Raw genomic sequence first — 24727 nt, 5'->3', positions numbered from 1 at the left:
TTATTGACACCTTCTTTACAGGTAAAGAGCCGCAGTTTATCGCTGCGGCCTCTTCGTTTGTTTTCGACTATAAACGTCAAGGCGAGCATTGTAAAGCAGGTTGCCTTGAGGATGTTATTTTTTCGGTGTGCTGTCGTCCATTTTCAGCACGGCCATAAATGCTTCTTGTGGGACTTCTACAGATCCCACTTGCTTCATGCGCTTTTTCCCTTCTTTTTGCTTCTCAAGAAGCTTTCTTTTCCGGGAAATATCTCCACCATAACACTTCGCTAGTACGTTCTTGCGCATGGCTTTAATGGTAGACCGAGCAACAATCTTTTGACCGATCGCTGCCTGAACTGGTACTTCAAAGTGCTGGCGCGGAATCAGTTCTTTCAGCTTTTCTACAATGATCTTTCCGCGTTCATACGCATAGTCACGGTGAACAATAAAGGAAAGTGCATCGATTTTTTCGCCATTGAGCATGATATCCATTTTCACTAGAGTGGATGGGCGATAGCCGATCAGCTCGTAATCAAAGGATGCATACCCTTTTGTATTGGACTTTAATTGATCAAAGAATTCGTATACGATCTCTGCCAGAGGAATTTCGTACACAATGCTCACGCGGTTTGCATCAAGATATTGCATATCAATGAAATTGCCGCGCTTTCCTTGGCAAAGCTCCATCACAGAACCAACATAATCATTTGGCACCATCATTGTTGCCTTCACGTATGGCTCTTCAATTCGCTCAATCTTTTGCGGATCAGGCAAATTGGATGGGTTATCTACAACAATTTTTTCTCCGTCTGTCATATACACATCGTAAATAACACTTGGCGCTGTCGTAATGAGGTCGATTTTAAATTCACGTTCAATCCGTTCTTGGATGATTTCCATATGAAGCATGCCAAGGAAGCCGCAGCGGAAGCCGAAGCCAAGTGCTTGGGATGTCTCTGCCTCATATTGAAGTGAAGAATCATTTAATTCAAGCTTTTCTAACGCTTCACGCAAGTCGTTATATTTCGCTGTGTCAATTGGATAAAGGCCGCAGTACACCATTGGGTTCAGCTTTCTATATCCAGGCAGAGCTTCTTTCGCAGGGTTTACCGCACTTGTGATCGTATCCCCTACTCGTGTATCACCAACGTTTTTAATGGCAGCTGTTAAATAGCCAACATCTCCAACAGTGAGTTCGTCTGTTGGCATTGCTTTCGGTGTAAATACGCCAACTTCAAGCACTTCAAATTCTTTGCCTGTCGCCATCATCTTAATTTTTTGACCCGGTTTGACGGTTCCTTCGACAATTCGTATGTAAGCAATGACGCCACGATACGCATCGTAGAGAGAATCAAAAATGAGGGCTTGAAGTGGTGCTTCTGGATCTCCAGCTGGTGCCGGCACCTTTTCGACGATTTGTTCTAAAATATCCTCGATCCCGATGCCCGCCTTAGCAGAGGTGAGAACAGCTTCAGATGCATCCAACCCGATGACATCTTCAATTTCTTGTCTTACACGTTCAGGCTCTGCACTCGGCAGATCAATTTTGTTAATGATCGGCAGGATTTCTAAGTTGTTATCAAGAGCTAAATAAACGTTCGCAAGTGTCTGTGCCTCAATGCCTTGTGCTGCATCCACCACAAGAATTGCACCTTCACAGGCAGCTAGGCTTCGAGATACCTCATAGGTGAAGTCGACATGCCCTGGTGTATCAATCAGGTGCATAATATATTCTTCTCCATCCTTCGCCTGATATTTCAGCTGGACAGAGTTTAATTTGATCGTAATGCCGCGTTCACGCTCTAAGTCCATGGAATCAAGTAATTGTTCTTTCATTTCTCGTTGCGTAATCGCCGCTGTTTTTTCTAAAATACGGTCAGCCAATGTGGATTTCCCATGGTCAATATGGGCGATAATGGAGAAATTTCGAATTCTTGATTGCCGTTCTAATCGTTTTTCTTTATCTGTCACAATCTATCACTCCTACTATAAAACGCGGGTTGCGCTAGGTTAGATTATATCAATAGGGCTGTAAAGATTCAATCGAAATCAAGAAAAGCCGCTCATCGGTTAGCGGCTTTTGCGAAAAGGTGTGATATCTTATGAAATAACATCCAACATGATGCTTACAACAGTTTATTTACCATTCACCCAATCATAAAGTGTACGGGCTGCATGCGTCATACCATCTGATAATGCTTTTCCGGCCTTAGAGAAGGCATTAAAGCTCTCCATTTCTTCTAGCTGCTTTTGCTTTTCTGCTAAGTCTTTTTGTGTGACAGCTGTTCCGAGGATAGAAGCTTCTTTTTCTTGATCATCATTCATTTGGACAGTGAAGGCCCCTTTTAATTGCGGATCATGATACCCTTTCATTTGCAGCATGCCATTATTGGCTTGTTGCATTCCTAAAAAGACACCGAATAGCAATACGAGCGATAAAATAATGGTTTTTCCGATAAATGAGCCCATGTCCTCCACCACCTTAAGATCTTTTTTTCTCATCCTTTGCTTTGCCGTCTACCTTTTCTGCGTCCCAGAAAATTTCACTGAACACATCAGCTGCTGCATTGGATGCGTTTTTCAGTTCTTCCATATTATTATCCACACCGCCAAATTCTAATAGGAGGGCTTTGTCAGATAAATCTTGATTATAGATTCCATTATCTCCAATTTCTCCTTTGGCAAACACACCGACACTAAGTCCTCTATATTTTTTCTCCATCAAATGGTGGAACTCTGTCGCCAGCTTTAAGTTTTTCTCATAGCTTTGATTCTTCTTCCCTACAACAAACGCGATTCTCGCATATTTCTTGCCTTTGATTTCTACTGTCGTATCTTTCTTTCTTCTTGAATCCCGGTGAATATCGATTAAGTAATCTAGGTCATCATTTTTAGCGAGAGCTTCTTTTACAACCAATCTGGATTCATTATATGATTGAGGATACTTCAACCCTTTTTTCAGCAGTCTTTTTTCAATTTCTGTTTTATCCACTGTATTGCCGATTCCTTGCTGATCGAGCGCTTTACCAAACATCTCCCCGACAAGGGTGACGTTCACTTTTGAGTGGCGCGCATTGTTTGGGTTTGTTTCTCCTTTTAAAAATGGTAAATATGATTCCGTATTATGTGTGTGATAAATGTACACAGCTTTTCGTTTTCCTGTCGACTGGTCCGGCTCTTTTGCAGGCGTTTTCGGTTCATCTTCATCAAGCTTGTCCAGCTCAGCTAGATTTGCTTCTTTTTCATCTTTGATGACTTCACTTGGAGGCGGCGATTCCATTGGCATATTCGTATAGTCTGTACCTTCACCTGCTAGGATGATTTTTGTATCAAAGTGTTCAAAGCCTGGCAGCTCTCTTCCTAGAAAACTGCGGGGGTCTTCTAAATTGATACTTGTGGCAAGTTTGAGTGACAGCCCGGAGAAATGAAATCCTTTTTGATCTTCAGGGACTGCTGAGGCAAAATATTGATTTTCCATCCCCATTAGAGTTGCAAAGAATGCCCCTGACAGCTCATCTGCCACACCATATAATGACGCTTGAGGCCTAAGCTCAGGTTTTAAAGACGTCAAAGCCCCTGACATGACAAACACAACCACCAGAGAGACAATAAACAAAAAAATACTCTTCACTACTTTTGTTCCATTAATCGCAACGACCAACTGTCGAGGACGGCGAGGTCTTTTTTTCATGATTTACTCCCTCCAGCACGCTTTCTAGTAATTACACTATGAGCGAGCTAGAGAAAGTAGAACTGATTAATGATTATAGGAACCCATGTTGTCTTGAGAGATTTTTTGATGAAGTGCTGTATTTAACCCATTGGCGAGGACGTTCGCCATGTCATCAATGAATGTATCCACTTCCTTCGGTGTGACCATTAGATTTTGTCCAAGCGGTGCAAGCACCTCATGGATCAACTGTCTTTTTTCTTCTTCAGGAAGCGTTCCGACGATTCCTAAAAAGGATTGACGCGTTTCATCATCTGGCAAATCTTCTTCATTCAGCACTTTTTTCTTCCCAAATGTCAGACCTGCTGGTACTAAAGATCGGGAAGGTCTATCATCTTTCAGTTCTCTACCAAAATGCTTTAACACGTAATCAATCGTGTCACTTGCGATCGTCACTGCATCGACCACTGTCGGTACACCAATGGCAATGACTGGAATCCCCAAAGTCTCTTTGCTTAATTCTTTTCGTTTATTTCCGACACCCGATCCTGGATGTATACCTGTATCAGAAATTTGAATTGTCGTATTCACCCGTTCTACTGCACGTGCAGCTAGTGCATCGATGGCGATCACAAAATCTGGTTTAGATCGTTCAATGACACCTTGTATAATGTCACTTGTTTCTATACCAGTCAGTCCCATGACTCCAGGCGATAATGAAGACACTGGGCGATAGCCTTCCTGCACATTCTCAGGCTGTAATTCAAATAAATGGCGTGTCACCAGCAAATTTTCAACTGTGAGCGGCCCTAAAGCATCCGGCGTGACATTCCAGTTTCCGAGTCCTACGACAAGACAGCTCGCATCTGCCTGAATGCCGTGATCTTTTAAAAACTGAGCAAAATGATGGGCAAAAACTTCAACCACTTTTTCTTGCATCTCAGAGTCTTTCTCCCGAATTCCTTGCGCCTCAAGCGTCAAGTATGTCCCTGCCTTTTTTCCAGTCAGCTCTTCTCCTTCTGTCGTAATCTCCACAGTGCGGATGCGGATGCCGTGCTCTTCCTTCTCCTTCTCAACAATTCCTTGAATACCGTCCTTTTTGACCACATTCGGATCGTTCTCTTGTTCTAGTATCTCTTTTGTTTCAACGGCCAAATCGGTCCGGATTTGATAAGCGCTTAAATCGAGTTTCTGTTTCTTCATGAAAAGGCTCCTTCCATCAAGTAATTAACAGTAGTCTTTCCATCTCTTTCAAGAAACATTCGAGCGCTTCATCAATGAAAAATACTTTACATTTATATTGCATTCTAAAGGTGTGTTTGATAGAATACAATTTGTTCTATTGTGAAGATTTAACCTTAAGACAATTGTGTTTAGGTTGTATCTTAGGAGGTGAAACACATGCCAAATATTAAATCAGCGATCAAACGTACAAAAACGAATAACGAACGCCGTGCACACAACGCAACAATCAAGTCTGCGATGCGTACTGCGATTAAACAAGTTGAAGTTTCTGTAGCTAACAACGATGCTGAGCAAGCAAAAGCTGCTCTTTCTTCTGCTGCAAAACGCATTGACAAAGCCGTTAAAACTGGTCTTGTACACAAAAACGCAGCTGCGCGTTACAAATCAAGACTTGCGAAACAAGTAAACGGACTTTCTGCATAATGATTGCAACGCCTCAGTGATGAGGCACCTGTTTAACTGTACGTCCGTCCTGAACGGCCGAGCCTAAGGACAGACTGGCAATTATACATCTAAACAAAAACGACCCTCTTTTGAGAAGGTCGTTTTTTTATGTTCAAGCCCCTAATAACCGAAGCAGGAACAATTCTAATAATAGCTGCTTGTCCTTTTTACCCGTTTTCATTTCATAATCAATCGTGGAGAGCTCTTTGACGATGTACTTTAGCTCTTCTTCTGAAAACAGTCTTGCTTGATCCATCGCGAGTTTGACCCGGAATGGGTGAACTTTCAGGTTTGACGCAATTTGTTTTTGCCCGTATCCCTGTTGAGCAAAGTACTTTGTCTGCAATATCAACCGAAATTGATTTGAAATGAGTGCCAATATTTTAATGGGTTCCTCATTTTGCTTTAGGAGATCATAAAACATTTGCATCGCTTCAGACCGGCGCCTGTTCACGATTTGGTTAATCAGTTCGAAAATATTCTGCTCCAAACTTCGTGCAACGAGCTGATTGACATCCGCCAGCTCAATTTCCTCTCGCTGCCCAATATATGTACTTAGCTTTCGAACCTCTTGAAAAAGTGAGGACAGGCTCCCGCCACATAACATGACAAGCTGTTCTGCCGCTTCAGCCGAGATTGTTTTTCCTTCTGTTTTCACCAGCGTGATGGTGAAATCTGTTGTTTCTTTCGGATTTAACTCTTTCGCCTCAACTACAGCCGCTTTCTTTTTTAACAACTTGGTGATTTTCTTACGTTCGTCCAGTTTTTCATATGGGGCCAATAACACGAGAATCGTGTAGGGTGCTGGCTTTTCTAAATAAGCTTCTAACACAGAAAGCTGATGCTCGATCTTTTCTTTTTTCTTTTCTGCAGTGAGGAAATAAGGGTTCTTGATCACAACGAGACGCCGCTCTCCCATAAACGGAAATGTTTCTGCGTCCGTCACAGCCTGCTCAAGCGGCACCTCTTCCATATCGAAGACAGAGTAATTAAAATCCTTTGTTTCTTCGTCGACGACAGCTTGTCTCAATTTTGCAGCTGTCTCTTGAAGTAAATACGTTTCTTTTCCATATAAGCAATAAACGGGATGGATATCCCCTTTTTTTAAATTGTTCCATACTTCAAAGACCATTCGCTTAAATCCCTCTCTTTCACTTCCTCCTCTATCCTAAAGTGTGTAGAGACATTAGTAAAGAGGAAGCTGAAAGTGCCGCCTCCTCATTTATAGTAAACGTCTCACGTAAGCTCCCGGGTCAGCTTACAGTCAGACGATATTCACAAAATGATCATGAAAATGGAAAACGGTTACTTTACCTTCTAGCAATTCCAAATGAGTTCAAGTATACTAAAAATAGCCAGGAGGGATGAAAATGAATGAATTTGAAAAGAATGTTCAAAGCAAGCGGAATGATGTGACCGACTCAGCTGTTGGTTTTATCGTCACATTCGGATTTTTCGCCTCAATGTTTATTTTGGCAACAGTGATACACCTCGTTGGATCTTAACTACATGAATGCAAGATGACTGCCGTTTTGGCAGTTTTTTTATTGATTTTGTAAGATATCATATGGAGGATGAGCGTAAAATGTTCCATCCTCTTCAAGAAATTCATAGGTCACACTTCCATCAATATCTGTACGATACACCTTTGTTTGATGATCATTTAATTTTTTCAAAACTTCTTGATGAGGATGGTGATATCGATTTCGTTCACCTACTGAAATCAGTGCATATGACGGGTTCAAATGCTGAAGCCATTCTTCACTTGTTGATCCTTTACTCCCGTGATGCCCAACCTTCAAGACATCCGCTCGTAGCTCAGGGTAAGCTTGAATGATGTCTCGTTCCCCTTCTTGTTCAAGATCCCCAGTCAGCATAAAACGCTTTCCGCCAAGCGTAAAGGTGAGGACCAGTGAATCATTATTTTTACTCGTCACCTGGTCACTTGCGGGATGCAGAACGTCAAATTTTTGTCCTCCAATTCTCAGCTGATCCCCTCTTTCTAACTCATCTATAGGAATCCTTTGATCAGCCGCTTCCTTTAAAAGCTGCGCATCCTCTGGATTTCGAGCAAAGCCTTTTGGGATTGCAAGGCGTTTGACTTTATTTCGCTTTATTAACCGCATCGCTTCTCCCATATGATCTTGATCTGCATGGGTAAGGATGAGGACATCAAGTTTTGCTATGCCTTTAGAATGCAGAAATGGAATAAGCGTTTGATCCCCAATTGTAGATACTTTACGTCTTTTTTTCCATGGCTCTTCTTCAAAAGAAAGTCTGCCTCCTGTATCGACTAATATATGCCCGGTTCGATAAGGTAGCTGAATAAACAAACTATCCCCTTGTCCTACATCTAACATCGTGACCTCTCCTTTTTGAAGAAAATTCGGCGTGAAATAGTGTACAGACAGCACACAAACGAGAATCAAAATCGGCACAAGATAAGATTTGATAGAAGTTTTACATTCCATCACAATGAATAGAAAAACAATGGAGGAAACCTCTAGGAGCACATGCCACCATGTCGATTTCATAAAAATGAGAGTAAGACTATCGTAAGCAGCCATGTGTGCAGACAATTGATGACTAAACTGGATCACCCAATCAAGCAGCTGAAACAGTGTTTGTCCAAGCGGAAGATAAATGATAGATAAAAGAAAAAAGAATAAGGACAGAGGCATGACAACCATTGTATAAAAAGGAACAAACATCATATTTAAAGGAACACTCAGCAAGGAAAATTGTTGAAAATAATATAAAAGAACAGGAAGCGAAGCAAGCTGTGCAATCAAGGAAATGAGGAATAACTGCATCACCGAACTTTTTGCTTTTGATAAAATACTAGTGGATAGCAAAATAAATAAGGTCACCACAAATGACAGTTGAAAACCGACATCAAATATATAAAGTGGTTGAATGGCTAATAAAAGCAAGAACGCTGCACTTAACACGACCGCAGAAGGCTGTTTCATTTCTTTTGGCAGACTTGTGATGACTAAATAAATTCCAGCCATGAGACAGGCTCTTAACACAGACGGTGCAGCACCTGTTAAACAAGCATAAACCGGCAAAAAGGATAATAAAAGAATACGCGCTGTCTCTCTTGTCACGCCAGCACGGAGTAGACACCAAAATAGACAAGCGAGCAATGTTTGAACATGAAGTCCTGAAATGGCTAATAAATGAATGATGCCAAGCATTTGATAATCTCTTAATGTATCAGGGTCTATTAAATCACGATCGCCAAAAATAAGTGCCTGCACAATCCCAACAGAATTCTTCGGAACGTGATCTTCTAGAAATTTCAACCCCTTCTGCCTAATAGATGAAAGGTCATGTGAAGGGCTGTCATGTTTCGTGCAGCTTTTCATAGACTGCGTTAAGAAAATAGCATCAATGCCTTTTGTTTTTAGAAATTGATCATATTGAAAGCCATTCGGTATGGTAGCATGTTTAGGTAACCGAACCTCACCTGTCATATGACAGCTCATACCTGGCTCAACATCTTTTAACGCTTCTTTTTCACGCTCCGTTTGAATCGTATAAAATGCCGCTAGTCGACCATTCTCTGATGAAACAGTCGCTGAAAAGCGATTGCCATCTATTTTCGGAATCGTTTCAATCACAACCGAATGAGAAAATACTTTTTCTTGTATGGGATGATCCGTTTCAAAAAACTGATGCACCATAAAAATGAGCATATAGATCGTTCCACACAAACTGACCATTAAAAAGAGCTGGGGTGTTTTTTTCAGCAGACTGAAAAGAAGACATACAAGAAGAAAAAGGAGAAAATACAAATGAAGATGATATGCGGCCAGAGCAATTCCAGCAGCTGCTGAAATCGCCCCGAACGGCAAATACTTAAACATAGGAAGTAAATAATTGATTCGCCTTTTCATGCATTTGACGAATTTCTGTTTCGCTACGTCCTGATTCACTTAGTTTGCCTATTAAATCCGCAACAAAGGCTAATTTTTCTTGGTTTTTTAAGTCAATAATCATCTCATCTAGTTCAACCTGTTCTGTTTGAACTCCGGCTTGTTCGAATAAATCAACAGCATATGGATGATTTTTATAATCCTTCGCATAATACACTGTTCGAATACCTGCTTGAATAATCGCTTTACAGCACTGCAAGCAAGGAAAATGCGTCACATATATTTCAGCATCAGCCGTTGGTGCACCAAATTTGGCACATTGTAAAATAGCGTTCATCTCCGCATGGATTGTACGAACGCAGTGATGATCTATCACATAGCATCCTACATCTGCACAATGCACGTCACCGGCAATGGATCCATTATATCCACCTGCGATGATGCGCTTGTCTCTTACGATCGTTGCCCCAACAGCTAGCCGCTCACAGGTGCTTCGCAAGGCAAGCAAATGGCTTTGAGCCATAAAATATTGATTCCATGAAATTCTCTCCACGAGCTGATCCCTCCAGAATGATGGTTGGTATTAAGTGTACATGCCTTTCTTCTATACCGTCAATTCTACTTAACCGTCAGTTGATTTTTAAGCCGTTCAATGGTCTTCTCTCCAAAACCCGAAATATTCCGTAAATCTTCAATTTGCTGAAATTCTCCATGTTCTTCTCTATACGCAATGATGGCTTCCGCTTTGGCTGGGCCTATTCCGTTAATGGTCTGCAATTCCGCTGCATCAGCTTGATTGACATTCACCCCTTGACTCTGTTCATTTCCCGGCGGCGTATCAGCCGCTGCTGTTTGTCCCTGCTTGTCACCTTCCCCCTTCTTTCGTACATAAATCATCATACTGTCCTCTAATTTTGCTGCTTGATTGATGTCAACTGTATCTGCCTTGTTCGTAAAACCACCTGCTCTTTTAATGGCTTCTTCAACTCTGTCCTCAGCCATCAATGCATAAACGCCCGGCTTCCGTACAGCTCCTTTGACCTCTACTACGATGGATGTTGGCTCTTTTTCTGCACTCTCTTGTTTTTCTTCTAATGTGACCCGCGTTTCATGTTGTTCTTTCAATACACTTGGCTCGGCGCCGCCTTTCTCTTTTCCTACTAAAAAGCAGAAACAGATGATGAGGAGGATGATGATTCCCGCTATCAGATAGAGACTGTATTTTTTCAACGAAATGAGCTGCTTCACTTGTTCACGCTTCTTTCAATCATATTTTCACGCTGCTTCACATACTGTTTAGAAGATAACAGATCCTATGCGTCTAAGGAGGGAGAACGTTTGAATATAGGGTTAATCGGTACAGGAAACATGGGTACCATAGTTACTGAGGCATTTATTGAATCAAAAGCAGTCAATCCCTCATCCATCACCATTACAAATCGGACCATCGAAAAAGCGTTCAATATAAAAAAGAATCACCCAGAGGTCGAAGTGACGAAACAGCTTTCAGGAGCTGTAACAGATAAAGATTTCATCTTTGTTTGTGTCAAACCACTTGATATTTATCCGCTTTTAAAAGAACTGAGCCCACTTTTAAAAGAACAGCAAACCATTGTCATCATTACAAGTCCGGTTCATCCTGAACAGCTTCAAGACATTGTTCCTTGTCAAACAGCCAGACTGATCCCAAGCATCACCAACCGCGCGTTATCAGGCGCCTCTCTTTTAACATTTGGTTCATCATGCAATGTCACGACAAAAGCAGCGCTCAGACAACTCGCTTGCCGCATTTCAACACCAATCGAAATTCATCATTCAATCACACGGGCAGCCTCAGATATTGTCAGCTGCGGTCCTGCCTTTATTAGCTTTCTTGTTCAGAAAATGATTGAAGCCGCTGTTGAAGAAACGGATATTTCAAAAGAAGAAGCCACCACCTTATCAGAAGATATGCTTGTAGGACTTGGCCGTTTGATTGAAAAAAGGGTGTATACCCTGCCTACACTGCAAGAGAAGGTGTGTGTAAAAGGCGGCGTCACCGGCGAGGGTATTAAAGCACTTGAAGCAGGTGTTCAAGATATGTTCCATCAGCTTTTCCAGAACACTCATGACAAGTTCGATGAGGATGTAGAAGCGGTTGCGCATCAATACCCGCCGAGTGTGTTTACTGATGATCTCAGAAATTAAACATGTTCGCAACAAGCGAAAAAAGGGTTTTAAAAAACCATCGTTCCATTAAACGATGGTTTTTGGTTTCTTCGCTGAAATAAAATATCTTTCTGCACATTCTTGAGGTGCTTCATTTGTAAAATCAGCGGTCACTTCAATCTGTTCAAAGCCAGCGGACTCAAGGAACGCTGCATATGTCTCAAAAGGAAATGTACGCTGTTCGTGCGTTTCATCATAACGCTCATACACGTCTCCGTCTTTTACAAAAAAGCTTAAATCATGAATGACCGAATATGGATGATCTCCTTGATCACTCTGCCAAATATAGCTGATCTCTTCATCTTGATCGGCATAAGTAGAGCCAGGAAATACCTCTTCCATTTTATAAGGGGTATGAACATCAAACAATAAAACCCCACCTGCCTCTAAAAGCTGAAACATGTTTTTAAAGGTTTTTTTGACGTCATTTTCGTTTTTTAGATAATTCAAAGAATCACAGCAAATAACCGCTGCTTGAAAAGTTTGTTCAAACCCCTCGAGCTCTCTCATATCTTGATGTAAAAATTGAATAGACTGCTTATGAGCCTGTGCTTTTTGCTGCGCAAATGCCAGCATCTCTTCACTTAGGTCAATTCCTGTGACCATGTGGCCTTTTGCAGCTAACCGAAGAGAGATCTCTCCAGTTCCACAACCTACATCGATAATCGCACTATTTGGCTTGATATACCGCTGTATCCACTGAACCCATTCATCATAAGGGGCATGTGTCATGAGCTCATCATACACACCTGCAAACCCTTGATAAATCATGAGTTAATGCCAAGCGAAAGCGTTTCTCTCGGCGCATCTCCCCAAAGCTTCTCTAAGTTATAGTATCCTCTTTCCTCTTTGTGGAACACATGAGCAATGACATCTCCTAGATCAATCAAGACCCATCTTGCTTCGTCAAAGCCCTCCATCTTTTTAACTTCGATGCCGCCTTCTTCTGCAAGGTGTTTCACTTCTCTTGCAATGGCCTGTACTTGTTTGTCAGAATTCCCGTGACAAATGAGAAAATAATCTGCAACAAGTGAGATCCCTTGCATATTCAGGGCAATAATATCCTCTGCCCGTTTATCATCGCACGCTCCAGCTGCGATGTTTAAAATTGATGATGCATCCATCAAAATTCCTCCTTAGTTGTTCTTTTGCACAAGTGAGTTATAAGTAGCAAGTGTATCTGGGAAAACTGGCTGATTCTTTTTCATTAAAAAGCTGACGGTGTTTTTTAAAGATTGAATCAAGGCAAGATCCAAATCCTGCTCTGCTAACTCTCTTACTTCCTCTACACCAGGAAAATGGCGTCCTGGCTCTATATAGTCGGCGACATAAATAACTTTTTCAAGCAATGTCATGTTCGGTCTGCCGGATGTATGGAATTCAATGGCTGTTAAAATATCTCGGTCGTCAATTCCAACTTCTTTTTTGACCAAATAGGCACCAACTGGGGCATGCCAAAGCTCAGGTGAATATTTAAGCAATAGAGGGTTCATCTGTTCTTGCTGGATGATGCCCTTCATTTCTTCTTTCGGTCTAAATTTGGCATAATCGTGGAAAATAGCCGCAACCTCTGCTTTTTTCACATCTGCACCAAAACGTTCAGCTAATGAAATGGCCGTCTCCATGACCCCAATTGTATGTGTATATCTATGCTCTGTTAACTGCTGTTTGACACAGTTTAACGCTTCTTCACGATTCATATAAATGATGCTCCTTTATATAACACTCAACAGCTTTCGGAATCAAATAATCAACAGGTTTCCCCTGCTTCATTCGCTGCCTAATCAATGTCGATGATACATCAAAAGCCGGAACATCTGCAAACAAAAGAGGATACGCCGTACTTCCTTCATAACCTGGTCTTTTCATCCCAATAAAGGTGATCATCTGAAGCAAATCATCGATTCTGTGCCATTTCGGCAAATACTCGACCATGTCCGCTCCAATCATAAAAAAGAACTCATCTTCAGGATGGCGCTTCTTCAACAGCTCAACCGTATCTACTGTATAAGATGGGCCCTCCCGCTCCATTTCAATAAGCTCAACTCGAAAATGAGGATTTGACTGAATCGCTTTTTCCACCATTTTTATGCGGTGATGACTCTCTGCTCGTTTTCGGCCCGTTTTATGAGGGGGCTTGTGATTTGGGATAAACCAAATTTCATCAAGCCCTACTTGGAAACGCACCTCACTTGCCATCAGCAAATGCCCATTATGCGGGGGATCAAACGTACCGCCGAACAATCCTATTTTTTTCATATCATATCCACCTTTACGGCAGCTTAATTTGTTTATTTTCCTTTGATTCCTTATAAAGGACAATCACATTTCCGATCGTTTGAACGAGTTCAGCTTTTGCACCTTTTACAAGTGCTTTTGCAACCTCTGTTTTGTCCTCGTCGCAGTTTTGCAATACGCTGACTTTCAAAAGTTCTCTTGCTTCAAGCGCCTCGGAAATTTGCTTGACCATATTGTCATTTACCCCGCCTTTTCCAACTTGAAAAATAGGTGATAAATGATGTGCTTGCGCACGTAAAAAACGTTTTTGCTTACCTTTTAACATGGTGTTCCTCCTAATTTCTCTATGACAATTGACTTCATTTTTCGGGCGTCAGGTGTAATGCCCGTCCACAGTTCAAAGGCTCTTACCGCCTGACCAACAAACATGCCGACGCCATCGACCGTTTTCAAACCTAACCCGGCTGCTTCGCTTAGCAGCTTTGTTTCTATTGGATTATACACAATATCACAAACGACCGCTGTTTTTTTTGCGTTCGCTAAAGAAATGGGGGTTTCTTCAACATTCGGATACATACCAATCGAGGTCGTATGGATGATGACATCATATTCCCCAAGCCGCTCTTCTGCTGTATTTAATGCAATGGCACGAGATGTGATTTTCCCACCGGCACTTTCAATTAAAGCCTCAGCTTTTTCAATGGTACGATTCGTAATGTCAAAGCTTTTCGGTGCATACTCAGCAATTGTCATATAAATCGCTCTTGCCGCTCCGCCAGCACCAATCATGAGAAATGACAGCTCTGATAACGGCCGATCCAAGGCTTCAAGCAACGAATGAAGAAAACCCTCTCCATCTGTATTGTACCCAACGAGTTGACCATTTTCGAGGCGAACCGTATTGACGGCACGCAGACGTTCAGCTGTCACATCAATTTTGTCAAGGTACTGCATGATGTCTACCTTGTGCGGAACAGTGACGTTAAAGCCGCTGATTCCTAAGGCTTTCATACCGTTAATGGCATCTTTCAGGTCATCATTTTCTACTTGAAAGCCATGATAATGTCCATCAATTCCAGCATCCTTTAATGCTGCATTATGAATATCCGGAGACATTGAATGGCCAACAGGGTTACCGATTACTCCGTATAAAGGTTTCAAGGTCTCTCCCCCTCTGAACATTTAAATTAACGAACGTCTCATAAACACGTGCACGCCTTTTGGCGCATACACTTTGATTTGTTTTCCAGCATCATTTGCAGTCACCCAGCCTAATCCTGAAAAGACAATGTCCATTTTTGGCTGATCGATGGTGAAAGTGTGCGGAACGAGCGGCGGGAAATCTTCCATTCCCTCTTTTGATGGCGGTGAAAGCAGTTCACCTGCATGCTTTTCATATAAGTCATCTGCATTCTCCATCTTCGTCCTATGAATGTTGAGTTCATTTGGCATATAGCAGACAAAGGATGTTCTGCCGCCTTTTACATAATCAAATCGAGCCAGTCCGCCAAAGTAAAGCGTTTGAGCTTCATTTAACTGGAACGTTCTCGGTTTCAATTCTTTTTTCGGCGTTAAAATCTTTAAGTCATTTTTGCCGACATAGTGCGCCATTTGATGGCGGTTGATGATACCCGGTGTATCGAATAAAGCAGACCCGTCATCAAGCGGGATTTCAATCGCATCAAGTGTTGTCCCTGGGTATTGGGATGTGGTGATCACATTCTCTTCTCCAGACACCTCTTTGATAATTCGATTAATAAATGTTGATTTCCCAACATTTGTACAGCCGACAACATAGACATTTCTGCCCTCACGGTAATGATCAATTGCCTCCATGACCTCAGGCACACCTTGTCCTCTGCTCGCACTGATTAAAAACACATCGATCGGATTGAGCCCATTTTCTTTTGCTTCTCGCTTCATCCATTGAACAAGACGGTCTTTTTTCACGGATTTTGGTAAAATATCTACCTTGTTGCCGACAAGTAAAATGGGATTACCACCAACAATACGGCTCAGTCCATTAATCCAGCTTCCGTTAAAGTCAAAAATATCAACGACCTTGACGATCAGAGAATCAGTCTCGCCAATGCTGTGTAAAATATTTAAAAAGTCGTCTTCTGTTAAAGACACATCCTGAATTTCATTGTAGTTCTTTAACCTAAAACAGCGCTGACAGATCACATCTTCTTTCAATAGAGATGCTGCCGGCGCATATCCTAATTGATCTTTATCTTCCGTCTGAATGGCTACACCGCAGCCAATACAAACAACCTTTTCCATTATTACTCTTCCTCCCACTGAATGTGGCCCTTACGCTTTAAGGCTCCTAAAATTCTGCGTTCAATCTGCCTGTTAAACTTCGTGAAAAATCCGTCCGATGCCGCAACAGGTACAACCAAAATGGTATGGAAGCCATGCCTGTTTCCGCCAAGCACATCTGTCATAAGCTGATCGCCAATGACAACCACATCTTCTTTCTTCAATTGCATATCAGCGACGGCCTTATTAAAGGCTCTTCCCATCGGTTTTCTCGCTTTATAAATAAACGGGATATGAACCGGCTCAGAAAAAAGCTTGACCCTTTTTTCATTATTGTTCGATACAATCGTCACCTGTATCCCGTGATCTTTCATCTCTTGAAACCATTCAATTAAACGTGGGGTCGCACTTGGACGATCCCATTCTACTAGTGTGTTATCTAAATCCGTAATAATTCCTTTTACATTTCGTTCTTTTAGTTTTTGCGGCGAAATGTGGAAAATACTTTTCACAAATTCATCCGGTAAGAAATACTTCTTTAGCACAATTTGCACCCTTTCTTCCATTGGTTTTTCAGCGATTGTGTCGAATCAAATCACAATTTGTCTGTCTATCGAATACAATGAAAAAGTTTTCGACATATGATGAGGACCTTCAACAGGTGTGGATAATTTTACACACATTATCCACCTATATTTCATCACGCTTTCATTCAATTATAAACACTCTACCCACAAGTTATCCACTTAACCATGTGGATAACAGAACGATTGTTCTTGTTTCCCATTCATGGTAGATTAAAGGTACTTCAAAGACATTCGATCAACCTATGATGATATGTCTTTTCCTCAAGTTTTATGCCAACTTTTTCAGGGGAGGTGTTTTTCCCATCATATGGGTTTCTAGTATGAAAAAGCTGTCAGATGATTTACTTATAGAATCGTATTATAAAGCAAATGAAATGAACTTAAATCGCGACTTCATTGAATTAATTGAGACAGAAATGAAAAGACGTTCGCTCGGGCATATGCTCTCTGTTTCCTCTTAATTCCATATATCCAGGAACCATGCCTCCCGAGCACTCTCCTTTTTTAAACTCAGGTGACTGATATTATATCACTTGCGCTATAGGCTTACTACTATTTTCCGTAAAAAACACCCCTTCTGATCAAAGAAGAGGTGTCTTATTTGCAAGGCTGTTCATTCCAAAACCATAACCCTCCACCTACGACCAAAATGACGACAAGGAACACAACAAGAAAAGCGTAACCGATTCCTGCTCCTTGAGCTGGATAAGGCGAACACGCAGGGTAAGGATAAGGACATCCCCACATATCAGTTACCTCCTTCTAGGAAGATATACTGTTAGACTATGCGAGATGGATCGTCTTGTTTAGGCAGATGGCCTGCTTTTAAAAATGTTTAATGACATCACGCTCTTTGATTTCGTTATAAATGATTCTTGCCCCTTTTGGTGTCATATGATTGCCAGAAGGGTCAATGAGTCCAGACTGAATCAAGGCGTTGTCACTATCTTCACCCGCTTCTCGGATGAACGCTTTCCAATTGTCGACAAGCGGCACCTGCTGTTTTTCAGCTACTTGTCTTGTGATGTCATTGTATGAGTTTTGCCAAGCTCTCGCCCCGCCTCTCTCAGCAAAATAAGATGACTTATATCTAGAATAATAATACAAGCCCTTTTTGCCTCCTTCCACCACAGGCACGCACGTCATGAGGATCGGGGTAATTCCCTCTTTCCTACTTTCAGAAATGAAGTAGGATAAGTTTTCTTTAAATCGTTTTTTGGTTACACGGGGATGTTTCCCGTCTAGAATCGCCGCATCATTTGTACCGAACATGATGAGGACGTAAGTTGGTTTTGGTTTTAAAATATCCTGCTCAAAGCGCAGCTTCGCATCTTCTGTTGTCTGCCCGCCAATCCCGGCATTGTGTACCTTGATTTGGCCGCGCTCGACGTTTTTCATGAGATTCACCCATTTTTCAGATGTGGGATAATCTCGAAAATCCCAGTTCGATCCTCTTGTGTTACTGTCACCAAATGCAATCACACTTTCCTGTGCTGGTTTTGAGCACCCAGCCGCAACACATAACAGGATGAAAAGGAAAACAAATTTCTTCACAACATTCACCTCCAAAAGCCCTCTTCATATAGTAAACGACAAGACTTTTGGTTTCAATGAATGACTGTTTCTTATTGTAATTGAACCGGCAGATAATCTCTGTCATGGTGCAGTAGTTCGCTTACTTTCACAAACTCATAGCCCCTTTTCTTTAGTTCAGGTACGACTTGTTTCAGCGCTTCTACTGTCTGCTTACGATTTCCTCCGCCATCATGTAAAAGGATGATATCACCGCCCTGAATATTCTCAATAATACGGCTGGCAATTTTGTGTGCACCTGGCCTTGACCAGTCCTTCGGATCTTGCGTAAAGGACCACATCACGACATCGTATCCTTGCTTAGAAAGAATGCGGAATGACTTCATCGTCAAGCGCCCGCCCGGGGGACGAAATAATAAGGGTCCGCCCGGCTGGAGAGAAGCGATATGAGCCGCTGATTCTTTTAATTCTTGCTTGATTTCTTTCGATGACAAAAGGTCAAAATACGTATGGTTCATCGTGTGATTGCCAAGCTCATTTCCTTCGCTCACAATCCGCTCTGCGAGGAGGGGATATGCATGAATACGGCTTCCGATGACAAAAAAGCTGGCATTCACTTCATGCTCTCTTAGTACATCTAGTATTTGACTTGTGTATACCGGATGAGGCCCATCATCAAAGGTTAACGCAATCTTTTTCCGTTCCTCTCTCATGTCCCAAAAGGCTCGTCCCGTTTTTTCTAGGTCGATTCTTTTTAATGTACGCGCCTCTATGTTATCAGGAACAAAAGCGCATATTACCAATATACATAACAAGATATGCAACCCTTTCATCAGACCGCCTCCACAGAACATCATTACACATTAAATTGCCCGCTTTCTGATGAATTCATTCAAGTTTCGTGATCGTCTACGCTTCTTTTTCACATAAAAAAAGCCGGCCCATCAGGCCCGCTTTTTGTCTCACGTTTGGTTTCTCTCTTCAACTGTCGAACGTTGCTTAGAATTCATACAGACACTCTCCTTCTTGGATTTGATTTTGAGCCCATAGCAATTTTTGATAATACTGGTTGGACTTCTGGTATTGTTGAGAGGTTTCTAAGGCTGTCGCAATTTCTAGTGAGATATCCTCTATATAAGAGTATAGGCTAAGTTTTTCCAAATAATCAATGGTTTTTTGCAGTTGTTCTTCATTGATTTCCTGAACATATAAAGCATCCAGATACTCAAACATATGACAGAACAGCTGGTCTTCATGCTTCTTTGCGGCCAATTTCCCATCCTCTAATATACGCCTTGCTTCAGTCTGCTCATTTTGTCTAAAAAGCAGCTTGGCCAGTGTATAAAGTGTATGAGGCAGCGTGGGAAGCAGCTCTTTTTTGGCGAGGTCAGCCGATTCGGTTAAATATCGTTCTGCTTCTTCTCGATAACCTAACTCCCCGTAACATTTCCCTAAATTATAGAGTGCTGAGCTATAAATGCGCGGGTGATCAATTTCGGATGCGAGTTGTTTCGCCTTTTTCAAGTGAGGCAGTGCTCGATCTTTACGTTTTAAATCTTGATAATTTCCCGAGATGACAAAGAGGCACTGAATAATGCGAATGGAATACGCATCATGCTGATCGTATATTTCAAGCGCTTTTAAAATATGGTGCATGGAGACATGCGTTTGTTTCATTATATAGTAGGCTTCTGCTACTTTAAAATGAAACTCGGCCTGCTCAATATCATCAAATACCATAGACAGCTGTTTTTCTGCCATGCGATAATATTTGACGGCCTCCAAATATTCTTTTTGACTAAACTCATGCATGCCACGAAAAAATGCATGGTAATAATGCAGCATATCAGATAACTCATGATTGGAATTTTCGATTTTATCGACAAGGTTAGATACTGAGAAAGGTTGATATTTTGAAGGGTGTATATAGTCGAGCATAATTTGGTGCCGAAAACACATGAGCTGATAATAAATCAGTAAATGCTGGTCCTCTTCCATACGTTCAATTTCCGCTTCTACTTCTGCTTTCAAGATTTCCGCATCTGGAACACTGAACTGCCGTATCATTCGATACCATTCATTAATTTTCATACCGACATGTGAAGAAAGAACCTTCCCCATGTTCCGAAAAAACCCCTTCCTTTTCGGTCTAATATTACATATTTTAGCACGCTTTTAGACCGCCAAGCACCGCAAAGAAACCGCAAACATATGAGAGGTGCAGCAAAAACATACGCACAGAAGCACGTTTCTTTCAAATAAGATGATTTTTTCATCGTACAGACACAGACAATCCTTCCTTCACATACATTTGAGGATATAGGCAGCGGCCTAAACATGGTGGAGGTGAAAATCGTGGCAGGAGTATTTACAGCGATGGGATTGATGGTCAAAGAATTGGTGTTTTTAGTGTCCTATGTCAAAAACAATGCCTTTCCACAACCCCTTTCGGGAGATGATGAGAAAAAATACTTAGCCCTCATGGCAGAGGGCGATGAACACGCAAGAAACATGCTGATTGAACATAACCTTCGGCTCGTCGCCCATATTGTCAAGAAATTTGAAAATACCGGGGAAGACGCTGAAGACCTCATCTCCATCGGGACGATCGGACTCATTAAAGCCATCGAAAGCTATTCCTCTGGAAAAGGAACAAAGCTGGCAACATATGCTGCGCGGTGTATTGAAAATGAAATTCTCATGCACTTACGCGCGCTCAAAAAAACGAAAAAAGACGTCTCCTTGCATGACCCCATTGGTCAGGATAAAGAAGGCAACGAAATTTCATTAATTGATGTCTTAAAATCTGAAAATGAAGATGTGATTGATACCATTCAGCTCAACATGGAGCTTGAAAAAGTAAAGGAGTATATCGACATTCTCGACGGCCGGGAAAAAGAAGTGATCGTCGGCCGGTTCGGTTTGGACTTAAAGAAAGAAAAAACACAGCGGGAAATAGCCAAAGAGCTCGGGATATCGCGGAGCTATGTGTCTCGGATAGAGAAACGCGCACTGATGAAGATGTTTCATGAGTTTTACCGGGCAGAGAAGGAGAAACGGAAGCGGGAGAAGGGGAAGTAAAAAATAGAAGCCAGTCTATAATCCTGGCTTCTATTACCTTAGAAGCTTATTTGAATTTTAACAAAGGAATTCAATTTCTATATAAATTTCGGTATTTAATTGAAGTAATATTCATATTATATTGAAATATGAATTAAATCATTAGTGTTTGGATTAAAAACTGTTCTGTCCTTTGTATAAAAATAAAATTTTTCGTAATACCTCTCACTTGTGAAATTCCATTCAATAAAATGTTGATCGTTTTCTAATAAAAAGTCTATTACTAACAATTTAGCTAAATCTGAATTATCACCGATTTTTTTTTCGTCAGTTAATTTTAATTTTTCGCAATTTACCTTTCCCCTAATATATTCGAAAATTTGATTATCCAGTTTAGGATAGGATAAGAAAATAAATACCCACCAACTTAAATCATCTTGAAAAAATTCAGTCCAATTAATTCTTTTTACATTATCATAAATAATATGATTAATTTTCTTTGTGAAATTTTCACTTTGTATATACCCTGCTTCATGTAATAAACATAGAGCGGATAGATGCAATGGATTTTTACTATTTATTAGACTGTTTTTTATTTTTTCAATTGATTTATAAGAAATTTGGATATTAAATGTAGAGAGAATTAGAGTTAAATCAATCCAATCTGCTTGATACTTAGTAAATATTTCATTCTCAAATCTTTCTATACTCGACTCGACTGCATTAATTACATCCCAATCGTTGTGCCCTAATACCAATGAGAGAATTCTTGTCATTTTTTGAGTTGAAGTATAGCTTACATTTAGTGAATAAATATAGAATATAAAATTAAAGAAATCTTTTAAGTTCATTTTCTTTATTGAAAATACATCACCCATTCTTTCAACTTTTTTTACTATTGTACTCAATATATATGAGCTGATCAGTTTTTTTTCCCGAGTAGATTTGATCAATAAAATACTTTTATTTTTGAGATCATTATATTTAATTTTGTTAATTGCATTAGAATTTCCGTAACTATTGCTTGCTGCAACTTCTAAAATCCCCCTACTAATATCATTAATTTGAGGATTACTACTTATTAATTGGATTTCATCTTTAGAAGGAAATATCTCATCTATAGTTTGAATTAAAGGTGTTAATTCTGATATCCAATTGTTAACATTATCTTCATTACTAATCTTAGTCACTTTAAACTCATTAATTTTTAATTGAAAATTACTTAATTCTACTTTAATAATATCTTTTATAAGTTTTTGTGTAGGCTCATCATTTGTAAAAATAAAATAATCGTCTACAAATCTAAAAATATAATAATCAGTTCTCTGTATTTTACCTTTCTCAGCTAAACTTTCTATGATTTTCTCATCTATATGGGTTAACAAAAAGTCAGAGAGTAATCTGCTTATCTCTGGCCCTACTATAATACCGTTAGTTTTTGACCCGTTCAGGTTTTGCATAAAAGAATCTATGTTACTGTATAAAGAACTTGAGCCATTTAATTTTTTCGAATCGTATGATTTATTTGTTATTAACCATTTAAAAGAGTGCGTGTATATGCTTTGAAAGCATTCCTGTATATCTATCATTAATAGTAAACTATATTTATCTCTACAATATGAAAAAACATTACTATTTAACAATCCCGAAATAGTTTTAAAAGGGTATTGTTTGAAATATGTTCCGCTTGATTCCAGTGAAATGATAAGTTGTTGTTTAGAACTTTTATCTGAGTAGTATACTGTCTGATTATTTTCTTTTTTATAAACCAAACTATTCGTTCTAAAAGCTTTTCTGAAAGAAAAACTTTCTTTATTATGTATAATATTTAGTAAATCGCTCTCAAATAGGCTAATAAATACCAGAGATTCAATCAAGCCTAATGGATTAATTAACGAAATTTCTCTAGACTCTTCCTTCTTTTTATTTATAAGGAATTTCAAAGGAGCTGAATGCCATTTCGGTCCAAAGTATTGTCCATTATTCTTAATATCATTTATTAATTTGTTTAAAAATTTTTTTCTTTTTTGAAGAAAATCATAGAAGTATCTATGAGTATAATGATTACCTTTCTCATAAGGAAGCAAATCTGTTAATAAGTAATCATTTTTTTGTCTATTAAATTTAGTCAATTTAACCATTATTGACACACCATACCTTTTTTGTTATATTATCTATACACAATATCAAGGATTTGCACTTGCAATTTCTTAAAAAAGATGGTAATAAATCACCATCTTTTATTTTATTTTTATCAAAAATTCACTTGCAAGATCACTGTAACTTCTTCCATCTACATTCTCATCGGTCAATATTTTTAACTTCTTTTTCAAATCATTATGTTTTAAACCTATTTTTTTATGAAGAAGCAGTGCTCTATTATTGATGAAACTCGAAATGAATTTTTTATTTTTTATTTGATTATTGATTTTAGCAGGTATTTGTATATTTTTTTTCCTGAAACTTAACTGAACCTCCTTTTTAAAAAAATTCTGAGTATTTTTTGTTATACGTGAAAAATCATCATTCTTTTTCATAAATCTCTTCAGCTCTTTATAATTTTCACTTAATCCTCTAACTTGCCATCTATATTTATTGTTGTTTTTTCTATTACCAAGATAAACAATTCTTTTAAATAAAAGCTCTAATTTCAAGCTTAAAACGTCTACATTATTGCTATTGCAATATTCTAAAACTATATTATCGATTTTACCTTTATACTTTTCTAGCTTCTTTTCTGATATTCCGAATTTCAATTTTTCAGATTGATCTTTTTGAAAAGTATAACCGAGATAATCTATTTCGAACCTTTCCCAATTCGAATTAACATATTTTGTTTTCGATTCGTTGAGATTGAGCTCTATTTTATCCCCAAAACAGCACTTTAACAATTTCAAAATATCTCCTTTAATGACTTCTTCTGTTATAATCTCATCGAAAACTAATATACAGTCATCTACATACCTAGAGTAATACAGTAAATTTTCTCTAAATATTTTTTTGATTGTTAGATCAAAATGATATCCACAAATCTCAACCAGTGAATTATGTAAACCTAATCCCGGAATAAGGTTATTTTGAGATTCTGTATAATTATTTAAAAAAACAAATTCATTACTTCTTAAGTTTAAAGTTTTCTTAATATAGCCTAGGCTTTTCTTTGGATCAATTTTATAAAAAAAATTCTTAATATCGAATCTAAAGATTGTATAAGATTTATATTTATGAATATTTGGCATTAAATTCATCAATTCCGTCATAGTATATGATCTATTGGGAAATCTAATTGCACATAACTTATTTAACAGTAACTTATAATAACTTAGAATAATTTGCTCTTCTTTAGTTATATGGTCTTTATTAATTATTTCTCTACCTTTATTATTAAAATGTGTCTTATATGGTGTAATATTCTTACCAGTATGTAGAAGACTTAAAATATCTTTTTCATTTTTTTCAAACTCATTGGCAAGTTCACAGATTATTTTTTTTCGCATATTAAACCCCTCTATAAATAAATTAATTCTTAATTAATGATTTAGAGAACCTCTATCAAAACATGTTTAAATTTAAGCTAATCTTTTCTACTATTCTATAAAGGAATTTAAATCCCTCTT

The 24727-nt window shown here is 39.4% G+C and carries 27 protein-coding genes; 5 read left to right on the top strand and 22 right to left on the bottom strand.

The genetic code is table 11. From position 1 onward, the window contains the following. Positions 1-114 precede the first annotated feature (114 nt). From lepA to gpr, 4 genes are all read right to left on the bottom strand, one after another. Positions 115-1953: a translation elongation factor 4 gene (lepA, locus tag BA79_RS10430; protein WP_008342476.1), complete on the bottom strand. Its 1839-nt coding sequence runs from the start codon at positions 1951-1953 to the stop codon at positions 115-117. A 165-nt stretch (positions 1954-2118) separates the two neighbouring features. Next, complete coding sequence (locus tag BA79_RS10425; protein WP_019743214.1) at positions 2119-2451, bottom strand: YqxA family protein; 333 nt, start codon at positions 2449-2451, stop codon at positions 2119-2121. 13 nt (positions 2452-2464) lie between these two features. Beyond that, complete coding sequence (locus tag BA79_RS10420; RefSeq protein WP_017367632.1) at positions 2465-3673, bottom strand: stage II sporulation protein P; 1209 nt, start codon at positions 3671-3673, stop codon at positions 2465-2467. A 66-nt stretch (positions 3674-3739) separates the two neighbouring features. Beyond that, entirely contained in the window at positions 3740-4855 is a 1116-nt protein-coding gene (gene gpr, locus BA79_RS10415; protein ID WP_008342483.1) for a GPR endopeptidase, read from the bottom strand. 198 nt (positions 4856-5053) lie between these two features. Between gpr and rpsT the strand changes: the two genes are divergently transcribed. Further along, positions 5054-5320 (top strand): 30S ribosomal protein S20, encoded by a 267-nt coding sequence (rpsT, locus tag BA79_RS10410; RefSeq protein WP_008342485.1) that lies wholly within the window; start codon positions 5054-5056, stop codon positions 5318-5320. Between the two features lie 133 nt (positions 5321-5453). Here rpsT and holA read toward each other — a convergent pair whose 3' ends face one another. Continuing rightward, the gene (gene holA / locus BA79_RS10405; protein ID WP_017358025.1) at positions 5454-6473 is read right to left on the bottom strand and encodes a DNA polymerase III subunit delta; all 1020 of its coding nucleotides are present in this window, start codon (positions 6471-6473) and stop codon (positions 5454-5456) included. A 238-nt stretch (positions 6474-6711) separates the two neighbouring features. On the opposite strand from holA, the gene BA79_RS19040 reads away from it, so the two are divergent. Then, positions 6712-6846 carry a YqzM family protein gene (locus BA79_RS19040; RefSeq protein WP_008342491.1) on the top strand — a complete coding sequence of 45 codons (135 nt, stop codon included), beginning with the start codon at positions 6712-6714 and terminating at the stop codon, positions 6844-6846. Between the two features lie 39 nt (positions 6847-6885). Here BA79_RS19040 and BA79_RS10395 read toward each other — a convergent pair whose 3' ends face one another. From BA79_RS10395 to BA79_RS10385, 3 genes are all read right to left on the bottom strand, one after another. After that, positions 6886-9213 (bottom strand): DNA internalization-related competence protein ComEC/Rec2, encoded by a 2328-nt coding sequence (locus BA79_RS10395; RefSeq protein ID WP_035702731.1) that lies wholly within the window; start codon positions 9211-9213, stop codon positions 6886-6888. Next, positions 9206-9775 (bottom strand): ComE operon protein 2, encoded by a 570-nt coding sequence (locus BA79_RS10390; RefSeq protein WP_008342495.1) that lies wholly within the window; start codon positions 9773-9775, stop codon positions 9206-9208. Before BA79_RS10390 ends, BA79_RS10395 begins: the two co-directional genes overlap by 8 nt. 65 nt (positions 9776-9840) lie before the next feature. Further along, positions 9841-10470 (bottom strand): ComEA family DNA-binding protein, encoded by a 630-nt coding sequence (locus BA79_RS10385; RefSeq protein ID WP_035702730.1) that lies wholly within the window; start codon positions 10468-10470, stop codon positions 9841-9843. A gap of 90 nt (positions 10471-10560) precedes the next feature. On the opposite strand from BA79_RS10385, the gene comER reads away from it, so the two are divergent. After that, complete coding sequence (gene comER, locus BA79_RS10380; protein WP_035702728.1) at positions 10561-11409, top strand: late competence protein ComER; 849 nt, start codon at positions 10561-10563, stop codon at positions 11407-11409. Positions 11410-11457: 48 nt separating this feature from the next. On the opposite strand, the gene BA79_RS10375 is transcribed toward comER, so the two are convergent. Genes BA79_RS10375 through BA79_RS10340 form a run of 8 tightly spaced genes read right to left on the bottom strand, consistent with a single transcriptional unit; the run spans position 11458 to position 16475 of the window. Beyond that, entirely contained in the window at positions 11458-12201 is a 744-nt protein-coding gene (locus tag BA79_RS10375; RefSeq protein ID WP_035702726.1) for a class I SAM-dependent DNA methyltransferase, read from the bottom strand. Further along, on the bottom strand, positions 12198-12554 hold the full coding sequence (gene rsfS, locus BA79_RS10370) for a ribosome silencing factor (RefSeq protein ID WP_008342502.1): 357 nt from the start codon (positions 12552-12554) through the stop codon (positions 12198-12200). The genes BA79_RS10375 and rsfS overlap by 4 nt, the downstream gene beginning before the upstream one ends. Before the next feature lie 12 nt (positions 12555-12566). Further along, positions 12567-13130, bottom strand: coding sequence for a bis(5'-nucleosyl)-tetraphosphatase (symmetrical) YqeK (yqeK, locus tag BA79_RS10365; protein WP_035702721.1), 564 nt, complete (start codon positions 13128-13130; stop codon positions 12567-12569). Then, the gene (locus tag BA79_RS10360; protein WP_017367638.1) at positions 13120-13689 is read right to left on the bottom strand and encodes a nicotinate-nucleotide adenylyltransferase; all 570 of its coding nucleotides are present in this window, start codon (positions 13687-13689) and stop codon (positions 13120-13122) included. The genes yqeK and BA79_RS10360 overlap by 11 nt, the downstream gene beginning before the upstream one ends. A 13-nt stretch (positions 13690-13702) precedes the next feature. Next, positions 13703-13993, bottom strand: coding sequence for a ribosome assembly RNA-binding protein YhbY (yhbY, locus tag BA79_RS10355; protein ID WP_008342507.1), 291 nt, complete (start codon positions 13991-13993; stop codon positions 13703-13705). Beyond that, a complete protein-coding gene (gene aroE, locus BA79_RS10350; RefSeq protein ID WP_035702719.1) occupies positions 13987-14829 on the bottom strand; it encodes a shikimate dehydrogenase in 843 nt (280 codons plus the stop codon). The genes yhbY and aroE overlap by 7 nt, the downstream gene beginning before the upstream one ends. Positions 14830-14850: 21 nt before the next feature. Continuing rightward, positions 14851-15951 (bottom strand): ribosome biogenesis GTPase YqeH, encoded by a 1101-nt coding sequence (gene yqeH / locus BA79_RS10345; RefSeq protein ID WP_007501357.1) that lies wholly within the window; start codon positions 15949-15951, stop codon positions 14851-14853. A 2-nt stretch (positions 15952-15953) separates the two neighbouring features. Continuing rightward, positions 15954-16475, bottom strand: a complete 522-nt coding sequence (locus BA79_RS10340) for a YqeG family HAD IIIA-type phosphatase (protein WP_008356191.1) — start codon at positions 16473-16475, stop codon at positions 15954-15956. A gap of 362 nt (positions 16476-16837) precedes the next feature. Between BA79_RS10340 and BA79_RS10335 the strand changes: the two genes are divergently transcribed. After that, positions 16838-16978: a sporulation histidine kinase inhibitor Sda gene (locus BA79_RS10335; protein ID WP_003217327.1), complete on the top strand. Its 141-nt coding sequence runs from the start codon at positions 16838-16840 to the stop codon at positions 16976-16978. 136 nt (positions 16979-17114) lie between these two features. Here the strand turns inward: BA79_RS10335 and BA79_RS19605 are convergent, their stop codons facing one another. The 4 genes from BA79_RS19605 to BA79_RS10320 form a co-directional block, all read right to left on the bottom strand. Beyond that, positions 17115-17264, bottom strand: coding sequence for a hypothetical protein (locus BA79_RS19605; RefSeq protein WP_003217499.1), 150 nt, complete (start codon positions 17262-17264; stop codon positions 17115-17117). Positions 17265-17342: 78 nt separating this feature from the next. Then, entirely contained in the window at positions 17343-18071 is a 729-nt protein-coding gene (locus tag BA79_RS10330) for an SGNH/GDSL hydrolase family protein (protein ID WP_234823397.1), read from the bottom strand. Between the two features lie 71 nt (positions 18072-18142). Next, on the bottom strand, positions 18143-18883 hold the full coding sequence (locus BA79_RS10325; RefSeq protein ID WP_035702714.1) for a polysaccharide deacetylase family protein: 741 nt from the start codon (positions 18881-18883) through the stop codon (positions 18143-18145). Positions 18884-19049: 166 nt separating this feature from the next. Beyond that, a complete protein-coding gene (locus tag BA79_RS10320) occupies positions 19050-20171 on the bottom strand; it encodes a response regulator aspartate phosphatase (protein ID WP_007501361.1) in 1122 nt (373 codons plus the stop codon). Positions 20172-20402: 231 nt separating this feature from the next. Between BA79_RS10320 and sigK the strand changes: the two genes are divergently transcribed. Next, entirely contained in the window at positions 20403-21131 is a 729-nt protein-coding gene (gene sigK, locus BA79_RS10315) for an RNA polymerase sporulation sigma factor SigK (RefSeq protein ID WP_058014952.1), read from the top strand. Between the two features lie 116 nt (positions 21132-21247). Here the strand turns inward: sigK and BA79_RS10310 are convergent, their stop codons facing one another. Beyond that, positions 21248-23251: an RNA-directed DNA polymerase gene (locus BA79_RS10310; protein ID WP_019743205.1), complete on the bottom strand. Its 2004-nt coding sequence runs from the start codon at positions 23249-23251 to the stop codon at positions 21248-21250. A gap of 99 nt (positions 23252-23350) precedes the next feature. Then, on the bottom strand, positions 23351-24607 hold the full coding sequence (locus BA79_RS10305; RefSeq protein ID WP_019743204.1) for an RNA-dependent RNA polymerase family protein: 1257 nt from the start codon (positions 24605-24607) through the stop codon (positions 23351-23353). Positions 24608-24727: the final 120 nt, after the last annotated feature.

Origin of the sequence: Bacillus altitudinis 41KF2b, assembly GCF_000691145.1 — a bacterium.
Classification (GTDB): Bacteria; Bacillota; Bacilli; order Bacillales; family Bacillaceae; genus Bacillus; species Bacillus altitudinis.
The sequence above is the reverse complement of the archived record's forward strand: the minus strand, read 5'-3'. Positions and strand labels throughout refer to the sequence as shown.